Here is a 20,407-nt window from a genome sequence, read left to right on the forward strand (position 1 = left end):
TCATCCCGATGAGCGGCCCTTCTTGTTCTATGACAACCGGGCGCAACGTGTTCGTTTGCCCCATGTCACGCGGCGGCGCTGCGAGCGCCGCCAGAGAATCACTTCTGCGCGGTCGATCCCGAGTTCGACGCGAGCATTTCTTCACGCGCGGCGCGCGCTTCTTCCTGCGTCAATCCTTCGATCTTCACACGCGCGGTGCCCGCGTGCCGCATATCGAGCATGTTCGCCGCCGCCATCGACAGATCGATCACGCGGCCACGCGCATATGGCCCGCGGTCGTTGATTCGTACGACGACGGAGCGCGACGTGGCCGGATTCGTCACTCGCACGTATGAGCCGAGCGGCAGCGTCCGATGCGCCGCGGTCAGCGCGTGCATGTCGTAGCGTTCGCCATTCGCGGTGCGGCGGCCATGGAAGCCCCGGCCGTACCAGGAGGCGCGGCCGGTCTGATGGAAGTCCGACACGCCGGAGCCGTCATCCGTGAGGGGCTTCGCGTCGGCCAGCGACGGGCCCTTGGCAGCGGCGTCCGAGGCCGGCGCGCTGCCGTAGGCTTGCGGTCCGAAGGAAGCGGCTTGGCCATTGTTCGTGCGGAGCGGCACAGCGTTTGCGACGCTGTTGTCGGCGCCCGGGGGCGTCGCGCAACCGGCCAGCACAAAAAAGGCAAAAAGAGTCCCCAGACCACGGGATAACCGAGTTTTCATAAGACGTGCAATCACATTGTCGAGCCGCATCACGCATCGTTGAGCGTGTTGCTGCGACTCCGGCGGCAAGGGACGACAACGCGCCGCGCAGACGAGCGCAGTACGTCGAAGCCCGGACGCAGCTCACTCAGCTGCTACCGCACGGTTAATTTTCACGTCTGGCGCAACCTGTCCCCGGCAGCCTGACCAGACCCCACATGCCGCCATCGAACGTGGCAAACACGTTCTTGCGCGCGAAGTTCAACGCGCAGGAACGGCGGCGTAGGCCCCACCCAGCGTCACGACGGTTAGAGTCGTAGCAGGCGCGCGGCGCCTGGCTGGGCAAGACGTGTGCATCGAATGCATCGATACCTGATGGCCGTCATACCGCGACAGCCCTTACTTGAGTGGCGATCCGCGCTCCCATTTTTGATGGGGACGCATCGCCTTGTGGCAGCACGATTCCTCGTGCATGGGCTCCATTATACCCAAAACAGAATTCTGTGTTGCTAAGCGACTGAAAACCTTGATGAATCTTCACCATTGCTGCAAAAATCGGCAGACAAAAGCCCGCTGGCCCAACGCTTGCAGATGTGCGACGAGCCTCGGCGCGCATGGTTGAGACGCCGGTACAATCAACGTTTTCCCCGCGCAGTCATCCATGAAAGTCACACTGATCCCCGTTACGCCGTTCCAGCAGAACTGCTCGCTGCTCGTTTGCGAGGCGACCGGACGCGCGGCCGTCGTCGATCCGGGCGGCGACCTGGAAGTGATCCAGGGTGAGATCGCGCGCCAGAACGTGAGCGTCGAAAAAGTCTTCCTGACGCACGGTCATATCGACCACTGCGCAGGCGCAAAGGCGCTGGCCACGCATTACGGCGTGCCGATCGAGGGCCCGCATCCGGACGAGCGCTTCTGGCTCGACAAATTGCCGGATCAAAGCACGCGCTTCGGCTTTCCCGCCGCGGATGCATTCGAGCCCGACCGCTGGCTCCGCACGGGCGACACGGTGCTGTTCGGTGACGAGACCCTCGAGGTCTATCACTGCCCCGGCCATACGCCGGGCCACGTGGTGTTTTTCAGCCGCGCACATCGCCTCGCACTGGTCGGCGACGTGCTGTTCGCGGGCTCGATCGGCCGCACGGATTTTCCGCGGGGCAACCATGCGGACCTGGTTCGGTCCATCCGCGAAAAACTGTGGCCGCTCGGGGATGACGTCACGTTCGTGCCGGGCCACGGCCCCACCTCGACGTTCGGCGCCGAGCGGCGCAGTAATCCCTACGTCGCCGACGGAGTCGTCGCATGAGCAGCGAAATCTACGTCAGCACCGACGTCGAAGCGGATGGCCCGATCCCCGGCCCGCATTCGATGCTGAGCTTCGCCTCGGCCGCCTTCACGGAAGACAAGCAGCTGATCGCCACCTTCTCCGCTAACCTCGAGTTGCTCGAGGGCGCCGCCCCGCACCCGGTGCAGGAAGCATGGTGGAAGACCCAGCCTGAGGCGTGGGCGGCGTGCCGCACGGACTTGCAGCGTCCCGACGCGGCGCTCGCGGCTTATGTCGACTGGGTCGAGGCGCTGCCGGGCAAGCCAGTGTTCGTGGCCATGCCCGCCGGCTTCGACTTCACCTATATGTTCTGGTACATGATGCGCTTTGTCGGCCGCTGCCCGTTTTCGTGGTCCGCGCTCGACATCAAGACGCTCGCCTTCGCGATGACCGGCCTGCCGTATCGCAAGAACATCAAACCGCGCTTTCCGAAACACTGGTTCGACGAGCATCCGCACACCCACGTCGCGCTCGACGACGCCATCGAACAGGGCGCGCTTTTCTGCAACATGCTGAAAGATCTGCGCGCGCTGCAGGCGGCCGGCGCAACGGCCAGTCAAGAAGGGGACGCCTCAGGACAAAATCCCGCTGAGGCACCGGCAAATTAGGTAATCTCCCTCGCTGGAGGCGTTTTGCATTGCGTTTCGTTTTCGAGCCCTCTACCATGCGGTGATACGGCGACGCTAACGGAGGCGCAGTTGACACTCGATACGTTCTCTCAAAAAATCCTGCGCCTTCTGCAGCTGGATGCACGCCGTTCGGTGCAAGAAATATCCGATCAGGTCGGTCTGTCCAGCACGCCCTGCTGGCGGCGCATCAAGGACATGGAGCAATCGGGCGTGATTCAGCGCTACACCGCGCTGCTGGATCGCGAAAAACTGGGGCTGCACGTTTGCGCGCTCGCGCACATTCACCTCACGCGTCACACAGAAGGCGGCGTCGAGCAGTTCGAACGGGAAATCGCGACCTGCCCGGAAGTCACCGAGTGTTACAGCACGACCGGCGAGTCCGACTACATCCTCAAGATCGTCGCGCCGGACATCAAGGCGTACGACACGTTTTTGCACGAACGCATCTTCAAGATTCCCGCCGTCGCGCAAGTGCGCACGAGCGTGGTGTTGCGTGAGATCAAATTCGATACGCAGTTGCCGCTTTGAGGCGGCGGTACGCGATCGTTCGGCTCAAGCAGTACTGTGCGGCGCCGCGCTCTGATCACGACGACCACCCGCAGCACTCGCTTGCGTGGATGAACCGCTTTGCGTCGCCGGCGTGCTGACCTCGCGCAGCACCTGCAGCCTGCGCGCACCGATCCGCCGCTTGAGCGCGGCGAGATCTACGCGTTCGAGCCCTTTGGCGTCCCCGCTGTCCGGATCATGCGATGTCTGCGCCGGCAGCACCACGTCGACGTCGAGCCCCGTGCTCAGATAATGGATGTTCACCGCGGCTGCCTTCGCGCCGCCCGCCGCGAGCGCGGCGTTGATGTCCGCGACGATCCGCTCGCGCGGCGGCAAACCGACGGGTGGATGCGCAACCGCATCGTTCTCCGGATCGACGTGAATCAGTGCGTCAAGTACGCGGCTGTCGTTCAGCACCCGAAGCCGCGCCGTCTCCGCGATGTAGTGTCCTTCCGACACGGAAATCAGCGGATCGACCAGAATATGCGCATCGACAAGCGCGAAATCGCCCATTTTGCGCGTGCGCATTTCGTGGACGTCGCGCACGCCGGGCGTGGACAGGAGCAGCGCGCGCATGTCGGCGGTGGCGGCTTCGTCCAGCGCGCGGTCGGACAGATCCTGCAGCGCGTCCCATCCAAACATCCATCCCATGCGCGCCACCATGAAGCCGACGATCGCGGCCGCGATCGGATCGAGCAGCCGCACACCGGCAAGGCTGCCGATAATACCGAGCGCAACCACCAGCGACGACGCAGCGTCCGAACGCGCGTGCCACGCGTTCGCAATCAGCATGGCGGAGCGCACGCGTTGCGCTTCGCGCAGCATGTAGCGAAACAGCGCCTCTTTCGAGACGAGGACGAGCGCCGCCACAATGAGCGCGCTCAGGTGGACGGCGGGAATGTTTTCGAGATCGGCGAGGCGCGTGCCGGCACGCCATAACATGCCGAAGCCGACTGCGATCAGCAGCGCGCCAAGGAATAACGACGCGACCGTTTCGTAGCGGCTATGGCCGTAATTATGATCGGCGTCCGGCTTTGCGCCGCTGTGCCGATTGGCGAACAGCACCACAAAATCGGAAATCAGATCTGCGAGAGAATGGATGCCGTCGGCTACCAACGCCTGCGAGTGAGCAAACACGCCGACGGCAATTTGCAGCGCCATCAATACCGCATTCAGCGCAATACTGACAAACGTACTTTTGCGCGCGACACGGTGTTTCTCAACTGATTCGGCGGCGGCGGAAGGCATGTGAAGAAGAAGTGGGCGTTCAATCCCTTCATTCTACCCGTCCGGCGGTAAGAACGAGTGTCCAATGCCAAAAACAGCGTTTAGAATCAATCGCTTATGGAAACAAAAACCATTCGCATTCGAATTATGTGAAGCGGCGGCACGCCTTCGCACTTGCGCGATGAACGCAACAGCGAAAAGGCCGCGTCTGCAACCACACGCGGCCTTTACGGAGGAGCCCGGCGCGCTCGCGGCCATGGCCCGGTATTCGTATTACTTAAATGCGGCAGGAATGGCAGCCGATTAATCTCGGGCAAGTGCCAGTAAGCCTTGGTCCTGATTACTTCTGAATCAGAAACTTGTCGCGATCCATACCGGCAATCCAGCGCGGCGGTTTGCCGCGGCCCGACCAGGTGCTGCCGCTTTCAGGGTCGCGATATTTAGGCGCGACACCAGCGCGCGGCCGGGCGGCTTTGGCACCCTTAGGCGCACGGCCACCGCCGAGTTCGCTCAGCGAAATGCCGTAGTCGGCCATTTTCTGTTTGATTTCGTTCAGTACTTCCGCGTATTCACGCGACTTCGCCTCTTCGATCTGCTTTTCCAGCTTCTCTCGCTGCGCGAGTAGTTCCTTGTAGGAAGACATAGGTTCCCTTGTGGTTTGGATTAATGACTGCCAGTCTGAAGCTGGCTTGCCCTTTGAAGGTGTTCATGCCTCGGAATTGAACGGGAGATTAACACAAAATAGAAAGACTACAAATGCGTGGGCGTAAAACTAATACCTGCCCGTTTCAAAAACTTTCGCTGCGCCGCACTGTCGTCCGACAGCTTTCATTTAGCTGCATCCGCATTCTGCAAAGAAACGGCGCACGAATCGGTAAATATGGGATTAATTATCAGCCCATGAAAATTAAGACAGGTTATTGTGGGAAACATTTCATTTCATGAGAGCTTCGACATGAAACGTCGTAACATATTGCAGTCGCGGTGCCACGCTGTTTTTCGCCAATAAGGTTTTCCCGAATAGCCCATAAACCGCTAATTCCCTTGCCGTCGAATGCAATCTTCTAGCGCCGCATGCAAGGTTTCCATGTCCGGCTTCGCGCTGTCGAATGCGAAACGCTTGCGCAGGCCGTTTTGACGCAAATCGACGCCATAGCGGTCGACTCCGATCAGCTGATAGTCCGAAGCACCGTACAGCGCATCGGCAAATTCGCCTATCAGCGCGTCTTCGTCGTCGCGACCAAGCGCCGGGAGCGGGTCCAGTTCATCGCCGCCGAGCCACCCCATCGCGCCGAATCCGCCGATATAACGCAGGCGGTCGAGCTTCATCGTCCAGAACGTGAAGTCGCCGAGCACGAGATAGCGTTCCGCGTCCGGGTGATAGCGCAGATAGCGGGCAACGAGCGCCGGCGCCGGATCGACGGGTTCGAACGTGCCCAGCAGTGTGACGCGCTGACCGTTGAGCACATCGCCGTCGGGCGCGTCGACGACCAGAAATCCGGCGCGCGGATCAGCGTGCAGGTTATGCGTATGCTCTGCGAGCCGGCTCACCAGAATGGTGGGCCGATGCGCCTCGTCAGGCGCGAACGGCAGCACGGACGGATAAGGGAAGCCTTCCGGCTGACGCGCGTGCGTGGCGAGCGTGCCGACCGCGGCGGTATGCAACAGGTGCAAGGGTGCTTGTGCAGGAATATTCAAGTGCCTACCTCGATGAATGAACGCTTGCGCCGCTGATCGGCGCAGACAACCGACGCGCCTGCGCCAGGCATGTGGCGTGCGTACTGGCCAAACCCGCGGGCCGGCGCGCGCGGGGCCGCAAGAACCGGCCCGACGCGCGACAAATCCGCAATTCCGTGGGTTCAAGCATAAGACAGCGCGCTTCGTTAGAATCGGAAATTCGCTTTCACTACGCTTTCTTTCGCACCCTTCGCTTTCACGAGACTTCCGTGTCCGATCGCTCCACCGACTTCACCGCCATTCCCGCCGCCCACCGGAACCTGTCCGACACGGCGCGTCAGCGCGCGCGCATCGCGACGATGGCGCTGTTTTTCATCGCCGGAATGGTGTACGGCTCGTGGGGCGTACACGTGCCGACCGTGCGGGACCGCTTCCACCTCAGTCCCGCGATGCTGTCGCTTGCGCTGCTCGCGGTCGCCGGCGGCTCAATTGGGGCAATGGCGGCCAATGCGTCCTGGATCGCGCGCGTCGGCACCCGGCGTGCCTGCCTCACCGGCGGCCTCGTGATGGCGGTCTGCGTCGCGCTGATCCTCGTCGTGCCGTTTTACTGGCTGTTGCTGATCGTGCTGGCCCTGTTCGGCGCGGGCATGGCCACGCTCGACGTCGCGATGAACGCTGAAGCCAGCGCCGTCGAAAAGGCGCTGCGCAAACCGATCATGTCGTCGTTGCATGGCATGTTCAGCGTCGGCGGGATGTTCGGCGCAGCGGCCGGCGGCGCGCTGCTCGCGCACGGCATGGCGCCGGTCGTGCATCTGGCGTTGGCCTCGGCCGTCAGCGCGCTGGTGTTGATCGCGGCGTGCCCGTCGGTGCTGCCGCACGTGCCGCACGACGAACATCCGGACTCGGCGACGCCGCGCGCGAGCCGCTGGCGTTCGCCTGCGTTGTGGGCGCTCGGCGCCGTGGCGCTCGTCGCGCTGATCGCGGAAGGTGCGATGTACGACTGGGCGACTGTCTATATGCGCGACGTGGTTCTCGCGACGCCGGCCTCCGCCAGCGCCGCCTATGCGGCGTTTTCCGGCGGCATGGCCGCCGCGCGCTTTGCCGGCGACGCCGTGCGCGCCCGCTTCGGGGCTCCGCAACTGGTGATGGGAAGCGCGACGCTCGCGCTAGTCGGAATGATCGGCGCGCTGTTGCTGCCGACGCCGGTCGCGGCGCTGACCGGCTTCACGCTGATGGGCCTCGGCCTCGCCAATATGATGCCGGTGCTGTTCGCCGCCGCCGCGAGCGTGAAGGGCGTCCATGCCGCCGAAGGGCTCGCGCACGTCGCGGGGCTTGCTTACTTCGGGCTGCTATTCGGGCCGGTGGTGATCGGCGCGGTCGCGCAGGTGACCAATCTGTCGATCGGGCTTTCCGTGGTCGCCGTGTGCTGCGCACTCATAGCGATCGCCGGTCCGAAGGTGCTACAACGCCTGAAAATCTAGCGAGCACGCCCGCGCCGCCGCGCGGGAAGCCGGGCTCCGCGGATCAGCCTTCGCTTAGGCACAGCGTTACGTTATGTGCGGGTTCCACGCAAACGTGTTCCAGCGCACATTCACCTCGCGCAGGTCATTCACGACTGGCGTCGTTCCCCGCAAACCGTTGTCCTGCCTGATTTTCGACGGCTGCGGCCCGCCATCGGCTCGCTGTTTTTTCCGGTCTGGTTGAAACGCACGTTCAGCGGCACGCACGCGGACGAGGCGTCAGACGCGGCGCGCATTCACCGCGAAGCGCGAAAGTAGCAGTGCTGAGTAAGTTGCACGCCTCGCATGCCATGCGCGCCAGCAATTCACCACAATCAACGAAGCGCAAACGATTGCGCAACCCAACTGCCACGCCAACCCACGGCCAAACGGATAGCCGTCTGCCCAAAGAAAAAAGGCACGCGACCCAAGGTACGCGTGCCTTCCAATCATGCATCCACGGACAGCGCAACGCTGCCCGCGCACATGCGTATTACATCTTCACTACGTCGAGCAGCGTCTTCTTGCCCGACTTGTAGTTGTACAGCGAGATCACGCCGTGCTTCAGATCGCCCTTCGAGTCGAAGGAAGTCTGGCCGATCACACCCTTGTAGTCGGTGTTCGGCATTGCTGCGAGAATCTTCGCCGGATCGGTGGAGCCAGCGCGCTTCATTGCGTCGACGATGATATACACCGCGTCATACGTGAACGGAGCGTAGATCTGGATCGGTTGGCCGAAACGCTTCTGATACTTCGCCTGGAACGCCGAGCCGCCTTCCATCTTCTCGAGCGCCATGCCGGCTTCCGAGCAGACGATGTTGTCGGTTGCGTCGCCGGCCAGATCGGACAGCTTGTCGGTACATACGCCGTCGCCTGCCAGCACCTTCGCGCGCAGGCCGAGCTGCTTGGCTTGCTTCGCGAACGGGCCGCCGGTGGCGTCCATGCCGCCGTACATGATCGCGTCCGGGTTTTCGCCCTTGATCTTCGTCAGAATTGCGCGGAAGTCGACAGCCTTGTCGTTCGTCGCATCATGCGACATCACATTCAGGCCCAGCGACTTCGCCGTCTTTTCGAATTCGTTCGCGAGACCCTGGCCATAAGCGGTGGAGTCGTCGACGATCGCGACGCTCTTCACTTTCAGGCCCTTGGCTGCATAGTTAGCCAGTGCCGGGCCTTGCTGCGCATCGGTCGCGACGACGCGGTACGTCGTCTTGAAGCCTTGTTGCGTGTAGGCCGGGTTCGTTGCCGACGGCGAGATCTGCACGATGCCCGCATCGCTATAGATCTTCGAAGCAGGAATCGACGTGCCCGAGTTCAGGTGGCCGACCACTGCGACGACTTTATCGTCGACCAGCTTCTGCGCGACCTGCGTTGCAGTACGCGGGTCGGCTGCGTCGTCTTGTGCGTCGAGTTGCAGCGTGACCTTCTGGCCGCCGATCGTCAGGCCCTTCGCGTTGATTTCTTCAACCGCGAGGCGCGCGCCGTTTTCGTTGTCTTTCCCCAGGTGAGCGATACCGCCAGTCAGCGGTGCAACGTGACCGATCTTGACGACCGTGTCCGCTGCGGCCGTTGTTGCCAACGTTGCGAACAGCATCGCCGCAGCGCTGATCGGCAACAGCTTTTGAATCTTGATGTTCATGTAAGTCTCCAGTTTCGGTCCCAAAAACAACGTAATCGCCCTGTGCCCCCGCTTCCCCAACACGTGTCGCTCAGTCCCGTGGACGACCACGCCGGTTGCATCGTTCATGCACTTGGCAGCACGCCTGCCGGACTGTTTGTGACAGGCGGCAAACCGTACTTGCGCGCAAGTGTAGGCCATCAAATTAATTTGTGGGACTTTTTTGAGGAAGTGGGATCAACACTAATAGCGTTTATCCAGCGGCGCCGGCTTCCGGCTCGGCGTGCGGCCTGCAAAGCACCGGCCCATGCGGGTTTGCGCTATGTGGGCCATGCGTGCGAAGTACCGACTAAAGCTTTTCGCGAGCCAAACCGTTAACGTTCCGGATGGTTTCGGAATGGCGTTTCGAATGTGTTTTCGAATAACGTTTCGAGCGGGCTGCAATCGTCTCGTGCAGCCAGGGTTTGCTGAAAACCACGCGCGCCGCAAGCGGGGGCGGCGCGCCGCTGACTCGTTGCCGCTCAGGGTTGGAAAGCGGCGATGCGTGCGCTTGCCGCACGCCATTCCTCTTCGAGCTGCGCCATCAATTCGGCCGCGCCGAAGTCCTCGCGGCGCGCGCGGGCAAGCGGCGCGCCCTGCCCCGACCACAGCGACAGGTAGTCGCCGTTCTGCGCGCGGCCGGCGGTCTGCCGCAACTCCTGCGTCAATGCGTTCTGCACGGGATACGGCGCGATCTTCTGCGGCGCTTCGCTCAAACGCTGCATCAGCGGATTGCGTATGCCGCGGGCATGGCGGCCTGTGATCGCGCGCGTTACCGAAGTGGACGTGTCGGTTATCGAGCGCAGCCGCTCTTTCCATGCTTGCGGTATCGCGCTTTCGCGAGACGTGAGAAACGCCGTGCCCATGACGGCCGCTTGCGCGCCGAGCGCAAGCGCGGCGACGATGCCGCGTCCGTCCATGATGCCGCCCGCAGCAAGCACCGGCAGCCCGGTTGCGTCGACGAGTTGCGGTACAAGCGCCATGGTGCCGACCAGCGCTTCTTCAAACGAACCGATAAAGGTGCCCCGATGCGCGCCCGCCTCCGAGCCCTGCGCGGCAATTGCATCGGCGCCCGCGTCGCGCCAGGCGACGCCTTCGGCGACATGCGTCGCGGTACCGATCACATACTGGCCGTTCGCATGCAGCCGCGCGACGTCTTCACGTGAAAGCAGCCCGAACGTGAAGCTCACCACCGGCACACGCGATTCGATCAGCGCCTCGAGTTGCGCGCGAAAATCCGGCGCATAGCGTTCGAGCGGCCGGCCCGGCGGCAAGCCGAGGTCCGCGCGCACCGGATCGATCGCTTCGAGCGCGCGACGCACAGTGGCGTCGTCGGGCGCGGCGGGCTCCAGCACGAATAGATTGACGCCGAACGGGCGATCGGTCAGCGCGCGGATCGCCGCGACGTCGCTCGCAATTTTCTCCGGAGAGAGCGCCGCGCCCGCCAGCGTGCCGAGGCCGCCGCTATTGGACACCGCCGCGACCAGTTCGGGCGTGGTGGCGCCCGCCATCGGCGCCTGCACGACTGGCACTCGCAATGCAAAACGTTCGACAAACGGTGTCACAGAGTTGCCTTGACTCATGATGGATTCTCCTTCGCGCAATCCGCTCGCTTACCGGCGAACCGCTAACCTGGACTGTACCGGCGCAACGCGCAACGGAAAAATGAATTATCGAGAACGTTTCAATCGTCCTATGAGATTGCGCTGACGACGCACGCCACGCCTCTCCTCCAGGCGCCGCCGGCCCGGCTTTGGGTGCCCTGCCTGCACCGGCTTTCTTTTGGTGGCAAACTGACCGCCCGCTTCAGGCATTCGCGCCTCTTGCATTCCCTTCGACCCAACTCGCAGACCGGATTCGCCCGGTCGCGCGCGACTATGGAGAACACCATGAGCATCACTTCCCGATGGATCGACATTCCTGCCGGCAACGACACGTTCGGCGGCTATCTGGCGCTGCCCAAAGGCGGCAAGGGACCGGCCGTCATCATCATTCAGGAAATTTTCGGCGTGAACAGCCATATCCGGTCAGTCGCGGATCAATATGCGCAAGACGGCTACGTGGCGCTCGCACCGGACGTGTTCTGGCGCGTGCAGCCGCGCGTCGAGCTGACATATGAAGGCGCCGACCGTGCGAAGGGCGTCGAACTGATGCAGAAGCTCGACGCGAACCAGGCCGCGGACGATATCGGCGCGGCTGCCGCGGCTTTGCGCGCAATGCCCGAAGTCACCGGCAAGCTCGCTGCAATCGGCTTCTGCTTCGGCGGACTGCTTGCGTACCTGACGGCGGCGCGCGGCAGTGTCGACGCTGCGGTCGCCTACTACGGCGGCGGCATCCAGAACCGGCTTGACGAAGCCGCGAAGATCAAGGTGCCGATGCAGTTCCATTACGGCGAACTGGACGCGCATATTCCGCTGTCGGCCGTCGGCCAGATTCAGGAACGCTTTGCCGGCCGCACCGATACCGAGTTTCACATCTATCCGAACGCCGATCACGGCTTCAACTGTTCGGACCGTGCGTCGTATAACCAGCGCGCCGCTGCGCTCGCGCATGGCCGCACGCTGACCTTCCTCGGCGAGCGGCTTTAAGTGATGCGTTGGGCGCGGCTCATCCGGCCGCGCTCAAGTCAGTTCGGTTACGCTGTGAAATGCGGCGCGTCGCTGGCGCGCCGCATTGTTTTGTGCGCGCCGACGCACGCGGTTCGACGCTCGCGCCGAAGGTTGCCGTCGAGGCGCCGCTCGCGTGCACCGAGAACTCACCTTCAATATCCGGCAGCGAGGATCCTTTCGTGCTCTCAGACTATCTCGCCCATGATGCCTTCGGGCTTGCCGAACTTGTACGCACTCGCGAAGCGAGCGCGCGCGAGTTGCTCGACACCGCAATCTCGCGCGCGGAGGCGGTCAATCCCGCGATCAACGCGATCGTACTGAAGGACTATGACGCAGCCCGCGAACGCGCGTCGCGTTACGACGCGAGCATGGCGAACGGTGCGAATGGTGTGAACGGTGCGGGCGGCGCGAATGGCCTCGATGCCGGCGGCCTACTAACGGCGCAGAGCGCGCTTGCCGGCGTGCCCTACCTGATAAAGGATCTGGGCGCCGCGGTCGCCGGTTTGCGCATGACCATGGGCAGCCGTCACTACCGCCACTTCATTCCCGCCGACGACGCGCCGGTCGTCGCGCTCGCCAAAGCAGCGGGCCTGAACATCTTCGGCAAGACGAGCACCTCCGAGCTCGGCCAGATGCCTTATACGGAGCCCGAACTATTCGGCGCGTGCCGCAATCCGTGGAACCTCGACCATACGCCGGGAGGCTCCAGCGGCGGCGCGGCGGCGGCGGTCGCCGCAGGCATCGTGCCGCTTGCGCATGCGTCGGACGGTGGCGGCTCGATCCGCATTCCCGCTTCGTGCTGCGGCCTCTTTGGGCTGAAGCCGTCGCGCGGGCGCGTGCCGCGCATGGCTACTGCGGTCGTGGCCGGAGAACTTGGCGTCGATCACGCCGTCTCGCGTAGCGTGCGCGACAGTGCATTGCTGCTGGACCTGCTCGCGGGCAACGCGGACCGTCCGCTCGGCGCGCCGGGGACGTTTCTCGCCGCAAGCCGCGAGCCGTGCAGACCGCTAAACATTGCCTACGTCACCGAGCCGATGCTCGCCACGTCGCTTTCCGCCGATGCGCGCGCCGCACTCGAAGACGCCGCGCAGCTTGCCCGCTCGCTCGGCCACAATATCGAGCCGATTTCGCTTGGCATCGATTTCGCGTCGGTCAGGCATGCGTTTCTCACGCTGTGGTCCGTCACGGCCGAAGACCTCGTGCTGAACGCCGAGCGCATCAGCGGACGCAAGCCGCTGCGCGACGAGTTCGAAATATCGACATGGGCGATGGCTCACGTCGGCCGCAAGCTCGGTGAGCGCGGCCTTCCCACTGCGCTCGAAGAACAGCGCCGCATCACCGCGCGTCTGACCGAGCTGTTGAGCCGCTACGACGTGATCCTCTGCGCGACGCTCGCCGGCGCGCCCATCAAGATCGGCGAGATGCTGCCGACGCCGGCCGAGCGGATGCAGATGCGCGCGGTCAGCGCGATGCCGCTCGAACCGCTGCTGAAGAAGCTGCTCGCGGAGGCGTCGAACAAGGCGTTCGCGTGGGCGGGCTGCACCGAACTGTTCAATCTGAGCGGCCAGCCGGCCATGTCGGTACCGCTTTACTGGAATGCGCGCGGACTTCCCATCGGCGTGCAGTTCGCGGCGCGCGAGGGCGGCGAAGCGACGCTGCTGCGTCTCGCCGCGCAACTCGAAGCGGCGCGGCCGTGGTTCGACAAACGGCCACCGCTGATGAAGGCGCGCAGCTAGGCGGGACAGGGCATTGCGTTACGAAGCGGCCGGATGTATTGATTTTGCGAAGGCGCGGGGCGCAGCGCATTGGGTTGCCGAGGCGCAGCGTGTGTTGCGTTTGCGAAGGCCGAACGGAGCATTGCGTTGCCAAGACCCAGCGTGTATTGCGTGGCGACGGCACAGAGGAATTACGTTGCGAAGCGCTCAAGCCGGCTTGCGTCGCGCGTCCAGATCGACGTGACGCTGGCCGGGCATGCACGCGACCGCCACGATCGACGCAGCCAGTCCAGCCATCACGTAGTAGGTCGGCGCGAGCGGCGAACCGGTCGCCTCGGTGAGCCATGTGACAACAAAAGGTCCGAAGCCGCCGAACATCATCACCGCAACGTTGTAGGCCAGCGATAAACCCGTGGAGCGCACATGGGCCGGGAAAAGCTCGGCGATCATCGCGCCGAACGGTCCGTAATAGCCGGACAAGGTAATGCAAAGAAGCGCCTGCACCGCCACCAGCTTCGACACGCTCGGCGCCGCCGCGAGCCACGCGAAGAGCGGATAGATGATCGCGAGCGTGAGCACCAGCGACCACAGCGAAAGCCACTTTCGCCCTATCCTGTCCGACCAGGCGCCCGTCAACGGCGAGAGGCCCATCAGCAGCAGATTGCCGGCGATCACCGCGTAGAAAGACTGCCCATAAGGAAGCTTCAGTTGCGTGACCGCGAACGTCGGCAGATAGCTGATTAGCACGTAGATCGTCACCGTCACCGCGATGACGCAGCCAAGCCCGCACAGCACGTCGCGGCTATGGCCGTTGAAAAGCTCGCGCAAGCTCGCGCGCCGCGCCGTCTTTTGCGCGAGGATAAACACTTCGGAGTCCGCCAGATGCCGGCGAATGTAGATGCCCACCGGCCCAATCAGCAGACCGATCATGAACGGCACGCGCCAGCCCCACGATCCGAGCGCTTCCGGCGTTAAGCCATGTGTGACCGCTGCGCCTACCAGCGCAGCAAGCAGCAAGGCGGCCGCCTGACTCGCCATCTGCCAGCTGCCGTAAAGGCCGCGCCTCGAGAACGGCGCCGCTTCGATCAGCAGCGCCGTCGAACTGCCGAACTCGCCGCCGGCGGAAAAACCTTGTAGCAGGCGGCCGAGCACGATCATCAATGGCGCGCCGATGCCGATTGCCGAATAGGGCGGCGCGATGGCGAGCAGCACGACGCCGAGCGTCATCAACGCGATGACGAGCGCGAGCGCCGCCTTGCGTCCCGCGCGATCGGCATAAAGTCCAAGGACAATGCCGCCCACCGGCCGCATCACGAAAGCCACGCCGAAGGTCGCCGCGGCGAGCAGCAACGACGCATGGTCATTGCCGGCCGGAAAGAACAATTGCGCGATGACCACCGTCAGAAAGCCGAACACGGTGAAGTCGTACCACTCGAGCGCGTTGCCAATGACCGCCGCCACGACGGCGCGGGTATTGAGGCTTCTCGACGCGGGTGACATGCGGATGACGAGCCTCCGGAAAGTGTCTTGTGACGGTTCCTGCCGGCGCCTTGACGTACTCACGCGAAGAAACGCGAGCCGCGGCAAATCGCATTGGAGTGTAAAGAGCGCGCCGGCCGTTTTCAAGCCGCAATCAGCGCGAAAATAGCGGAAAAAGGCGCCTGCCGCGTATGTCGGGAGGCGCCTTGCCGGTCGCCTTTCAGCGGCGCGCCGCGATGTTGCAGCGCACTTCGGTCAAGACATGAACGCGGCTTGAGAAACGCACGCTCAGGCCTTCTTGTTGTATGCGCTGCACCAACCCTTCGCTGCCACCTGCTTGCCCGCGAACATCGGGCAGGGGGCGTACGGATCGCTTGCCTTGCCCTGATAGAAGCTGCAGTTGCCGCAGTCCTGGCCCGGTGCATACTTCGCGAACTTCGCCTTGTCGACCTTACTGGCGTCTTCCTTGTAGCCGAGCGCTTGTGCAGTCGGATCGCTTTCGGCGACCTTCGGTGCTTCGGCAAACGCCTGGCGCGAGAGTGCGAGCGACGACGCAACGCCGATGCTGGAAATCAAAAACGTACGACGGGATGCTTTCATGGGGACTCACTCCATTTATATTGAACTGATCGCCGTTCTGATGACAGCGGTCCCCAAGCATAGCAACGAAGCCGTCGCAAGTGACGGGTCAAATGATAGAGATAAGCGAATCGCTACGAGTTCGCATCGCACTGCATCGCATTGCGTCGCGTGATGTTCGGCGACGCTCTGCTCACGCGCGCCCGCTCAATTCGCAGACCCGCTGCGCGATTGCGAGCGACGCAGTCAACCCCGGCGATTCGATGCCGAACAGATTCACAAGGCCGCGCACGCCATGCGCGGCCGGTCCCTGAATGACGAAATCGGCGGCGGGCTCGCCAGGTCCCGAAAGCTTTGGACGGATGCCCGCATACGCGGGCTGCAGCGCGTTGTCCGGCAGCGCGGGCCAATAAGCGCGAATCGCTGCGTAAAAGGCTTCGGCACGCTGCGGATCGACCTCGTAGCTGATTGCATCGACCCATTCGACGTCGGGACCGAAACGCGCCTGGCCGCCGAGGTCAATGGTCAGATGCACGCCCAGTCCCGCTTCGTTCGGCATCGGATAAATCAGGCGGCTGAACGGCGCGCGTCCCGAGATGCTGAAGTAGTTGCCGCGCGCGAGGTAGAGCGGCGGAACGTGGCGCGCGTCGAGTCCGCGGATCCTGCGCGCCAGCGCGTTCGCATGCAGCCCCGCGCTGTTGATGACGCACGCGGCACTGATCGTGGCGGGCGCGTCGCCGCCGACCTTGACGACAAAGCGGCCATTGCCGGCCTCGATCGCCTCGACGGGCGAGTGGAACGCGAACATCGCTCCGTCGCGTTCGGCGTCGCCCTGCAACGCCAGCATCAATTGATGGCTGTCGACAATGCCCGTTTGCGGCGAGAACACCGCCGCGACGCATTCGAGCGCCGGCTCGAGCGCCTGCGCCTCGCTTGCGGAGATGCGCATCAGGTCGAGCACGCCGTTTTCGCGGCCCTTGTGCATGATGCTTTCGAGCTGCGGAATCTGATTGTTCGACGTCGCGACCAGCAGCTTGCCGCAGCGCGAATGCGGCACGTTACGCTCGACGCAGTAGTCGTAGAGCATCTCGCGGCCCCGCACGCACAGCGTTGCCTTGAGCGAGCCGCGCGGATAGTAGATGCCCGCGTGAATCACTTCGCTGTTGCGCGAACTCGTGCCCACGCCGATCGCCTCGGCGGCTTCCAGCACGATCACTTCACGCCCGCGCGCCGCCAGCGCGCGCGCTATCGCGAGCCCGACCACGCCCGCGCCGATCACGACACATTCGATCTGATCCATGTCCCTCGACGCAGCCGACTTCGCCGCGCGCCGCCTCGTTCACCAATATAGATGGCAACAGCATGCGGCCAACGAACGCCGTGCACCGCTCGCTGCCGAACGCAATGCCGTTTTGCAACTGTCTCGCAGCCGCTGCGTGAAATTGTACGACGCCGCACAGAGGCAGACGTCTGTTGGCGCGTGCCGTTGCTGACTAATGCTGGAATTCGATGTCGGCATTGAGAGGCGCCGGTTTTTGTGGAAGTGCCGACAACCGGAGGGTGCCGGCACTCACCGCTTCTGCCGCAAGAACGGCGCTCGGACACTCAAAAGCCGATCGGCCTGCGACGGTTGCCGAAATCGAGCCGTATATCGCCGCCGTCAATCTCGTCGCGCCCGTCGATACGCGCAGCGCCAAAGCCGTTCAGAATCGCACGGCGCATTTCGCGGGGCGACGCGTTCTTCAGCGCGTCGAGCGCAGCGTCGCCGAGCAGTTCCGGAAAACGCAGACCCCAGTTGTGCGCGCCGCGAATCTCCGCATAGATGGACTGCGCGATGCGGCGCGCGCCGTCGCGGTCCGGCGGCGGAATTTCGTACACGTTCATCCGGTTCACGATCGGCTCGGGAATCGCGCGCTCATCGTTAGCCGTGGCAATCCAGATCACATGCCCGGCGTTGATCGGAATCTCGGCGAATTCGTCTATGAAACTCCGCGCCGTATCGTGCTCCAGCAGCGCGTACAACGCGCCTAGCGGATCGTATTGCGAGTCGCCGGTGGCCTTGTCGATTTCGTCGACGGTAATCACCGGATTTGCATAGCTGCCGTTCACGAGCGCGTCGAACACCTTGCCCGGCTTCGCGTTTTTCCATTGCGACGACGCGCCCGAGAGAATCCAGCCGGCCGTCAGCGAGCTCATGGCGACGTACTGGTAAGCCGTGCCGAGCAGGCGCGCTAACTGCTTCGCAAAATGCGTCTTGCCGATGCCGGGGTCGCCGAGCAGCAGAATCGGCATCAGCTCGAGGCGGTCCTCGGTCTCGAGACAAAGCGCGACCTGCTTGCGGATGTCGTCGAGAGGGTCGGCGAAGTTCGGCAGCGCGTCGATCAGATCGTCGATGGACGGCATGCGGTTCGGCTTGACGCAGAAGCGCAGATTGCCGGTTTTCAGCATCTTTTCGTAGGTGGTGCGCAATGCCTCGTTTGCGCCTTCGCCGAGATCGTTCAGTGCGGTCTCGACCTGATCGAGGTCGTACACCTGACTGAAAGATGCCACGGCAATTTCCTGTTTGACCATTGCTGTTGTCATTGCTCACCCCGTCTGGCTGGCCTTGCTGGGCGGCGTCGGTCGGCGCCGTTTCAGGATCAGTTTAACGAGGACAGATCGGCACGCAAGCCAGCAGTCGTGCGGCTCTGCTGCTAACAGCCGGCGTGTCGCGGCAAGCCGCGCCGCTGTGCAGCAGGCATTACCGGCGTCCGTCGAAATGGATTGTTGCTGAACCCGGCCCCGTTTAGCGTGTCAGAAAAGCGTTCCGCTCATCAGGCGTAAGATGGCCCTCTGATCGGGCTGCACGACGCAGTCACCGGAGAAGCGTTCTATGTGGAAAACCAGTATCGTGGCTTTGCTGCTCGGCACTTCGCTGCTTGCTCACGCGCAGCAACGGCCGCCGCAGCAGGTCGTGCAGTGGGAACTGCAAGTGTTGCGCGACGGGCAGCAGATCGACACGTTCGAGGGCACCACCACCGTCGGCCAGGCGCGCACGGACACGCATCACAAGGTGGTGCAGCATAACGTCGGCTGCAAGGACCAGCCGGCGGGCAGCATCGACCTCGCGCGCACGCTCACGGTGTCGCCGCTGCGGGCCGAGGGCAACGAAGTGACGCTCTCTATCGAGGCGCAGGAAACGCTGGAGGACACCGCCGCGCGCCAGACCGACACCGGCTGCAAGCTGCCGCCGCAGCCGCGCCAGGTGGGCGCGAGCCATCCGGGTCTCAAGGTGACGGCAGGGCAATGGACAAGCTGGACCATCATCGACAAGGATCCAGCGCTCGTCTACCGCGTGCGCGCAAGTCTGACAAACGGCGCGAATGCAGCGAATGCCGCCAACGCCGCTAGCGGTGCCAATGCGGCCAGCGCCGCAAGCGCGGCCAGTCCGGTGAACTGAGGCGGTGGGCCCTGGCGCATCGGCTGCGAGCAAGTGGCCAATGAACTGCAAGCAAGGGTTGAAAAGCGAACCTGAAGAGCCAACCTGAACGTCGCGCGCATAACGCACGAATAATCGAAGCTCCGAAAACAGAACACGTGGATAACGCGGCATGCGAAACCCCGAAGAATTGATCCGCGAAAGCACAGCACCCAAGGATTTCGTGGCGGTGAGCTGGAACCTGCACAAAGGACGCACGCCGCTCGGTTTTCAAGCCTGGCAAGCCATGCAGCGTTGGGTCCAGTCGACCCACGCGGACGCCTACTTCCTGCAGGAAGCGATGGCGCGCCGCATGCCGTCGCCGGTACTGGCGAGCAGCTTCGGTGCGCCCGTCACCGATCCTTTGAGCGATGTCTGGCATTGTCAGGCGACCGAAATCGCGCGCGCGCTGCAACTGGAAATTGCGCTCGGGCCTAATGTGTTCAAGCCGTCGTGGCGGCACGGCAATGCGATCCTGTCGCCGCATCCGCTCGATCTGGGCGGACGCTGGGATATTTCTGCTCATCGCTTCGAAAAGCGCGGCTTGCTGGTCGCGCGCGCGACCTTCGGCGGACACTCGGTTACCTTGCTGTGCGCCCACCTCGCGCTCACGCGCTCGGCGCGCTTGCGCCAGATGAACTGGATCGCCCACTGGATCGCCAAGGAAGCGCCAGACGGCCCGCTCGTGCTGGCGGGCGACTTCAACGACTGGCGCAACGACTCGGTGCCGCTTTTCGGCGAGCACGGCCTGCATGAAGTTGCCACGCTGCTCGGCGAATCGGGCCGCACGTTCCCGGCCTTCTCGCCCGCGCTCGCGCTCGACAAGATGTTCATACGCGGCATGAAGCCGATTGAATGGATTCCGCCGACGCAGGAAACTGCGTGGCTGTCGGACCATCTGCCGTATATGGCGCGGCTGCGCGTCGAGTGACGGCGGGCGCGGCGCTTCATGCGGCGCTTCATACGGCTCTTCGCGCGCGAGCGTCGTCACCGTCGGAACGGCGGTTTTGAGGCGGTTGCGTTCGGACCGCGCGTTTGCCTGCTTTAGTGGCAGGGTCTATGCTGCGCCGCACGGCGGCTTTGGGTATCATCCTGAAAATGTTGCCCGCGCGGCGCGCCTACCCGGCGCCAGCCGGTCGGCGGATCAGCTGGTGGCAGCCGCCCTGCGCGGCCTTCGCCCATCGCCGTACCCCTGGTGACGCGCGGTTGCGATCACGCCATGTACTTCCCGTCGCCGGGCGTAGCCGGAACCGGCCGGACCGGCCAGATCCGGCGCCGACGCTTCCAGCACCGGTAACCCGTTTGACAAGCTTGACGAGCGGCGTTTGA

18 protein-coding genes are annotated in these 20,407 nt (G+C 63.6%); 8 read left to right on the top strand and 10 right to left on the bottom strand.

Annotation, left to right across the window (positions count from 1 at the left end; all coding sequences use genetic code 11):
- Nucleotides 1-98: 98 nt before the first annotated feature.
- On the bottom strand, nucleotides 99-701 hold the full coding sequence (locus tag A3AC_RS0106550) for a septal ring lytic transglycosylase RlpA family protein (RefSeq protein ID WP_442856472.1): 603 nt from the start codon (nucleotides 699-701) through the stop codon (nucleotides 99-101).
- A 640-nt stretch (nucleotides 702-1,341) separates the two neighbouring features.
- On the opposite strand from A3AC_RS0106550, the gene A3AC_RS0106555 reads away from it, so the two are divergent.
- From A3AC_RS0106555 to A3AC_RS0106565, 3 genes are all read left to right on the top strand, one after another.
- The gene (locus A3AC_RS0106555; RefSeq protein WP_025597989.1) at nucleotides 1,342-1,986 is read left to right on the top strand and encodes an MBL fold metallo-hydrolase; all 645 of its coding nucleotides are present in this window, start codon (nucleotides 1,342-1,344) and stop codon (nucleotides 1,984-1,986) included.
- Nucleotides 1,983-2,612 (top strand): exonuclease, encoded by a 630-nt coding sequence (locus A3AC_RS0106560; protein ID WP_025597990.1) that lies wholly within the window; start codon nucleotides 1,983-1,985, stop codon nucleotides 2,610-2,612. Before A3AC_RS0106555 ends, A3AC_RS0106560 begins: the two co-directional genes overlap by 4 nt.
- Nucleotides 2,613-2,702: 90 nt before the next feature.
- A complete protein-coding gene (locus A3AC_RS0106565) occupies nucleotides 2,703-3,161 on the top strand; it encodes an Lrp/AsnC family transcriptional regulator (RefSeq protein ID WP_006050474.1) in 459 nt (152 codons plus the stop codon).
- Nucleotides 3,162-3,185: 24 nt separating this feature from the next.
- Here the strand turns inward: A3AC_RS0106565 and A3AC_RS0106570 are convergent, their stop codons facing one another.
- From A3AC_RS0106570 to A3AC_RS0106580, 3 genes are all read right to left on the bottom strand, one after another.
- Nucleotides 3,186-4,427, bottom strand: coding sequence for a cation diffusion facilitator family transporter (locus A3AC_RS0106570; RefSeq protein ID WP_025597991.1), 1,242 nt, complete (start codon nucleotides 4,425-4,427; stop codon nucleotides 3,186-3,188).
- Between the two features lie 319 nt (nucleotides 4,428-4,746).
- Nucleotides 4,747-5,049 (bottom strand): H-NS histone family protein, encoded by a 303-nt coding sequence (locus A3AC_RS0106575; protein ID WP_006050476.1) that lies wholly within the window; start codon nucleotides 5,047-5,049, stop codon nucleotides 4,747-4,749.
- A gap of 392 nt (nucleotides 5,050-5,441) precedes the next feature.
- Nucleotides 5,442-6,104, bottom strand: a complete 663-nt coding sequence (locus A3AC_RS0106580; protein WP_025597992.1) for a HugZ family pyridoxamine 5'-phosphate oxidase — start codon at nucleotides 6,102-6,104, stop codon at nucleotides 5,442-5,444.
- A 338-nt stretch (nucleotides 6,105-6,442) separates the two neighbouring features.
- Between A3AC_RS0106580 and A3AC_RS0106585 the strand changes: the two genes are divergently transcribed.
- The gene (locus tag A3AC_RS0106585) at nucleotides 6,443-7,564 is read left to right on the top strand and encodes an MFS transporter (RefSeq protein ID WP_442856484.1); all 1,122 of its coding nucleotides are present in this window, start codon (nucleotides 6,443-6,445) and stop codon (nucleotides 7,562-7,564) included.
- 511 nt (nucleotides 7,565-8,075) lie between these two features.
- Here A3AC_RS0106585 and A3AC_RS0106595 read toward each other — a convergent pair.
- Together A3AC_RS0106595 and A3AC_RS0106600 are read right to left on the bottom strand one after the other, a co-directional pair.
- Nucleotides 8,076-9,221, bottom strand: coding sequence for a branched-chain amino acid ABC transporter substrate-binding protein (locus tag A3AC_RS0106595; RefSeq protein WP_025597995.1), 1,146 nt, complete (start codon nucleotides 9,219-9,221; stop codon nucleotides 8,076-8,078).
- Nucleotides 9,222-9,721: 500 nt separating this feature from the next.
- Nucleotides 9,722-10,822: an NAD(P)H-dependent flavin oxidoreductase gene (locus A3AC_RS0106600; protein ID WP_025597996.1), complete on the bottom strand. Its 1,101-nt coding sequence runs from the start codon at nucleotides 10,820-10,822 to the stop codon at nucleotides 9,722-9,724.
- A 306-nt stretch (nucleotides 10,823-11,128) separates the two neighbouring features.
- Between A3AC_RS0106600 and A3AC_RS0106605 the strand changes: the two genes are divergently transcribed.
- Complete coding sequence (locus A3AC_RS0106605) at nucleotides 11,129-11,827, top strand: dienelactone hydrolase family protein (RefSeq protein WP_025597997.1); 699 nt, start codon at nucleotides 11,129-11,131, stop codon at nucleotides 11,825-11,827.
- A gap of 200 nt (nucleotides 11,828-12,027) precedes the next feature.
- Complete coding sequence (locus tag A3AC_RS0106610; RefSeq protein ID WP_025597998.1) at nucleotides 12,028-13,584, top strand: amidase; 1,557 nt, start codon at nucleotides 12,028-12,030, stop codon at nucleotides 13,582-13,584.
- A gap of 186 nt (nucleotides 13,585-13,770) precedes the next feature.
- Here the strand turns inward: A3AC_RS0106610 and A3AC_RS0106615 are convergent, their stop codons facing one another.
- The 4 genes from A3AC_RS0106615 to A3AC_RS0106635 all read right to left on the bottom strand — a co-directional run bounded on the left by A3AC_RS0106615 (nucleotide 13,771) and on the right by A3AC_RS0106635 (nucleotide 18,204).
- On the bottom strand, nucleotides 13,771-15,063 hold the full coding sequence (locus tag A3AC_RS0106615; RefSeq protein WP_025597999.1) for an MFS transporter: 1,293 nt from the start codon (nucleotides 15,061-15,063) through the stop codon (nucleotides 13,771-13,773).
- Nucleotides 15,064-15,330: 267 nt separating this feature from the next.
- Complete coding sequence (locus A3AC_RS0106620; protein WP_025598000.1) at nucleotides 15,331-15,642, bottom strand: high-potential iron-sulfur protein; 312 nt, start codon at nucleotides 15,640-15,642, stop codon at nucleotides 15,331-15,333.
- 172 nt (nucleotides 15,643-15,814) lie between these two features.
- The gene (locus tag A3AC_RS0106625) at nucleotides 15,815-16,921 is read right to left on the bottom strand and encodes an NAD(P)/FAD-dependent oxidoreductase (RefSeq protein WP_025598001.1); all 1,107 of its coding nucleotides are present in this window, start codon (nucleotides 16,919-16,921) and stop codon (nucleotides 15,815-15,817) included.
- A 305-nt stretch (nucleotides 16,922-17,226) separates the two neighbouring features.
- Nucleotides 17,227-18,204, bottom strand: a complete 978-nt coding sequence (locus tag A3AC_RS0106635; protein ID WP_025598003.1) for an AAA family ATPase — start codon at nucleotides 18,202-18,204, stop codon at nucleotides 17,227-17,229.
- Between the two features lie 289 nt (nucleotides 18,205-18,493).
- On the opposite strand from A3AC_RS0106635, the gene A3AC_RS0106640 reads away from it, so the two are divergent.
- Together A3AC_RS0106640 and A3AC_RS0106645 are read left to right on the top strand one after the other, a co-directional pair.
- On the top strand, nucleotides 18,494-19,060 hold the full coding sequence (locus tag A3AC_RS0106640; protein WP_025598004.1) for a hypothetical protein: 567 nt from the start codon (nucleotides 18,494-18,496) through the stop codon (nucleotides 19,058-19,060).
- 151 nt (nucleotides 19,061-19,211) lie between these two features.
- Nucleotides 19,212-20,009: an endonuclease/exonuclease/phosphatase family protein gene (locus tag A3AC_RS0106645; RefSeq protein WP_025598005.1), complete on the top strand. Its 798-nt coding sequence runs from the start codon at nucleotides 19,212-19,214 to the stop codon at nucleotides 20,007-20,009.
- Nucleotides 20,010-20,407: the final 398 nt, after the last annotated feature.

It is taken from the genome of Burkholderia sp. WSM2230 (assembly GCF_000472445.1).
GTDB lineage: Bacteria > Pseudomonadota > Gammaproteobacteria > Burkholderiales > Burkholderiaceae > Paraburkholderia.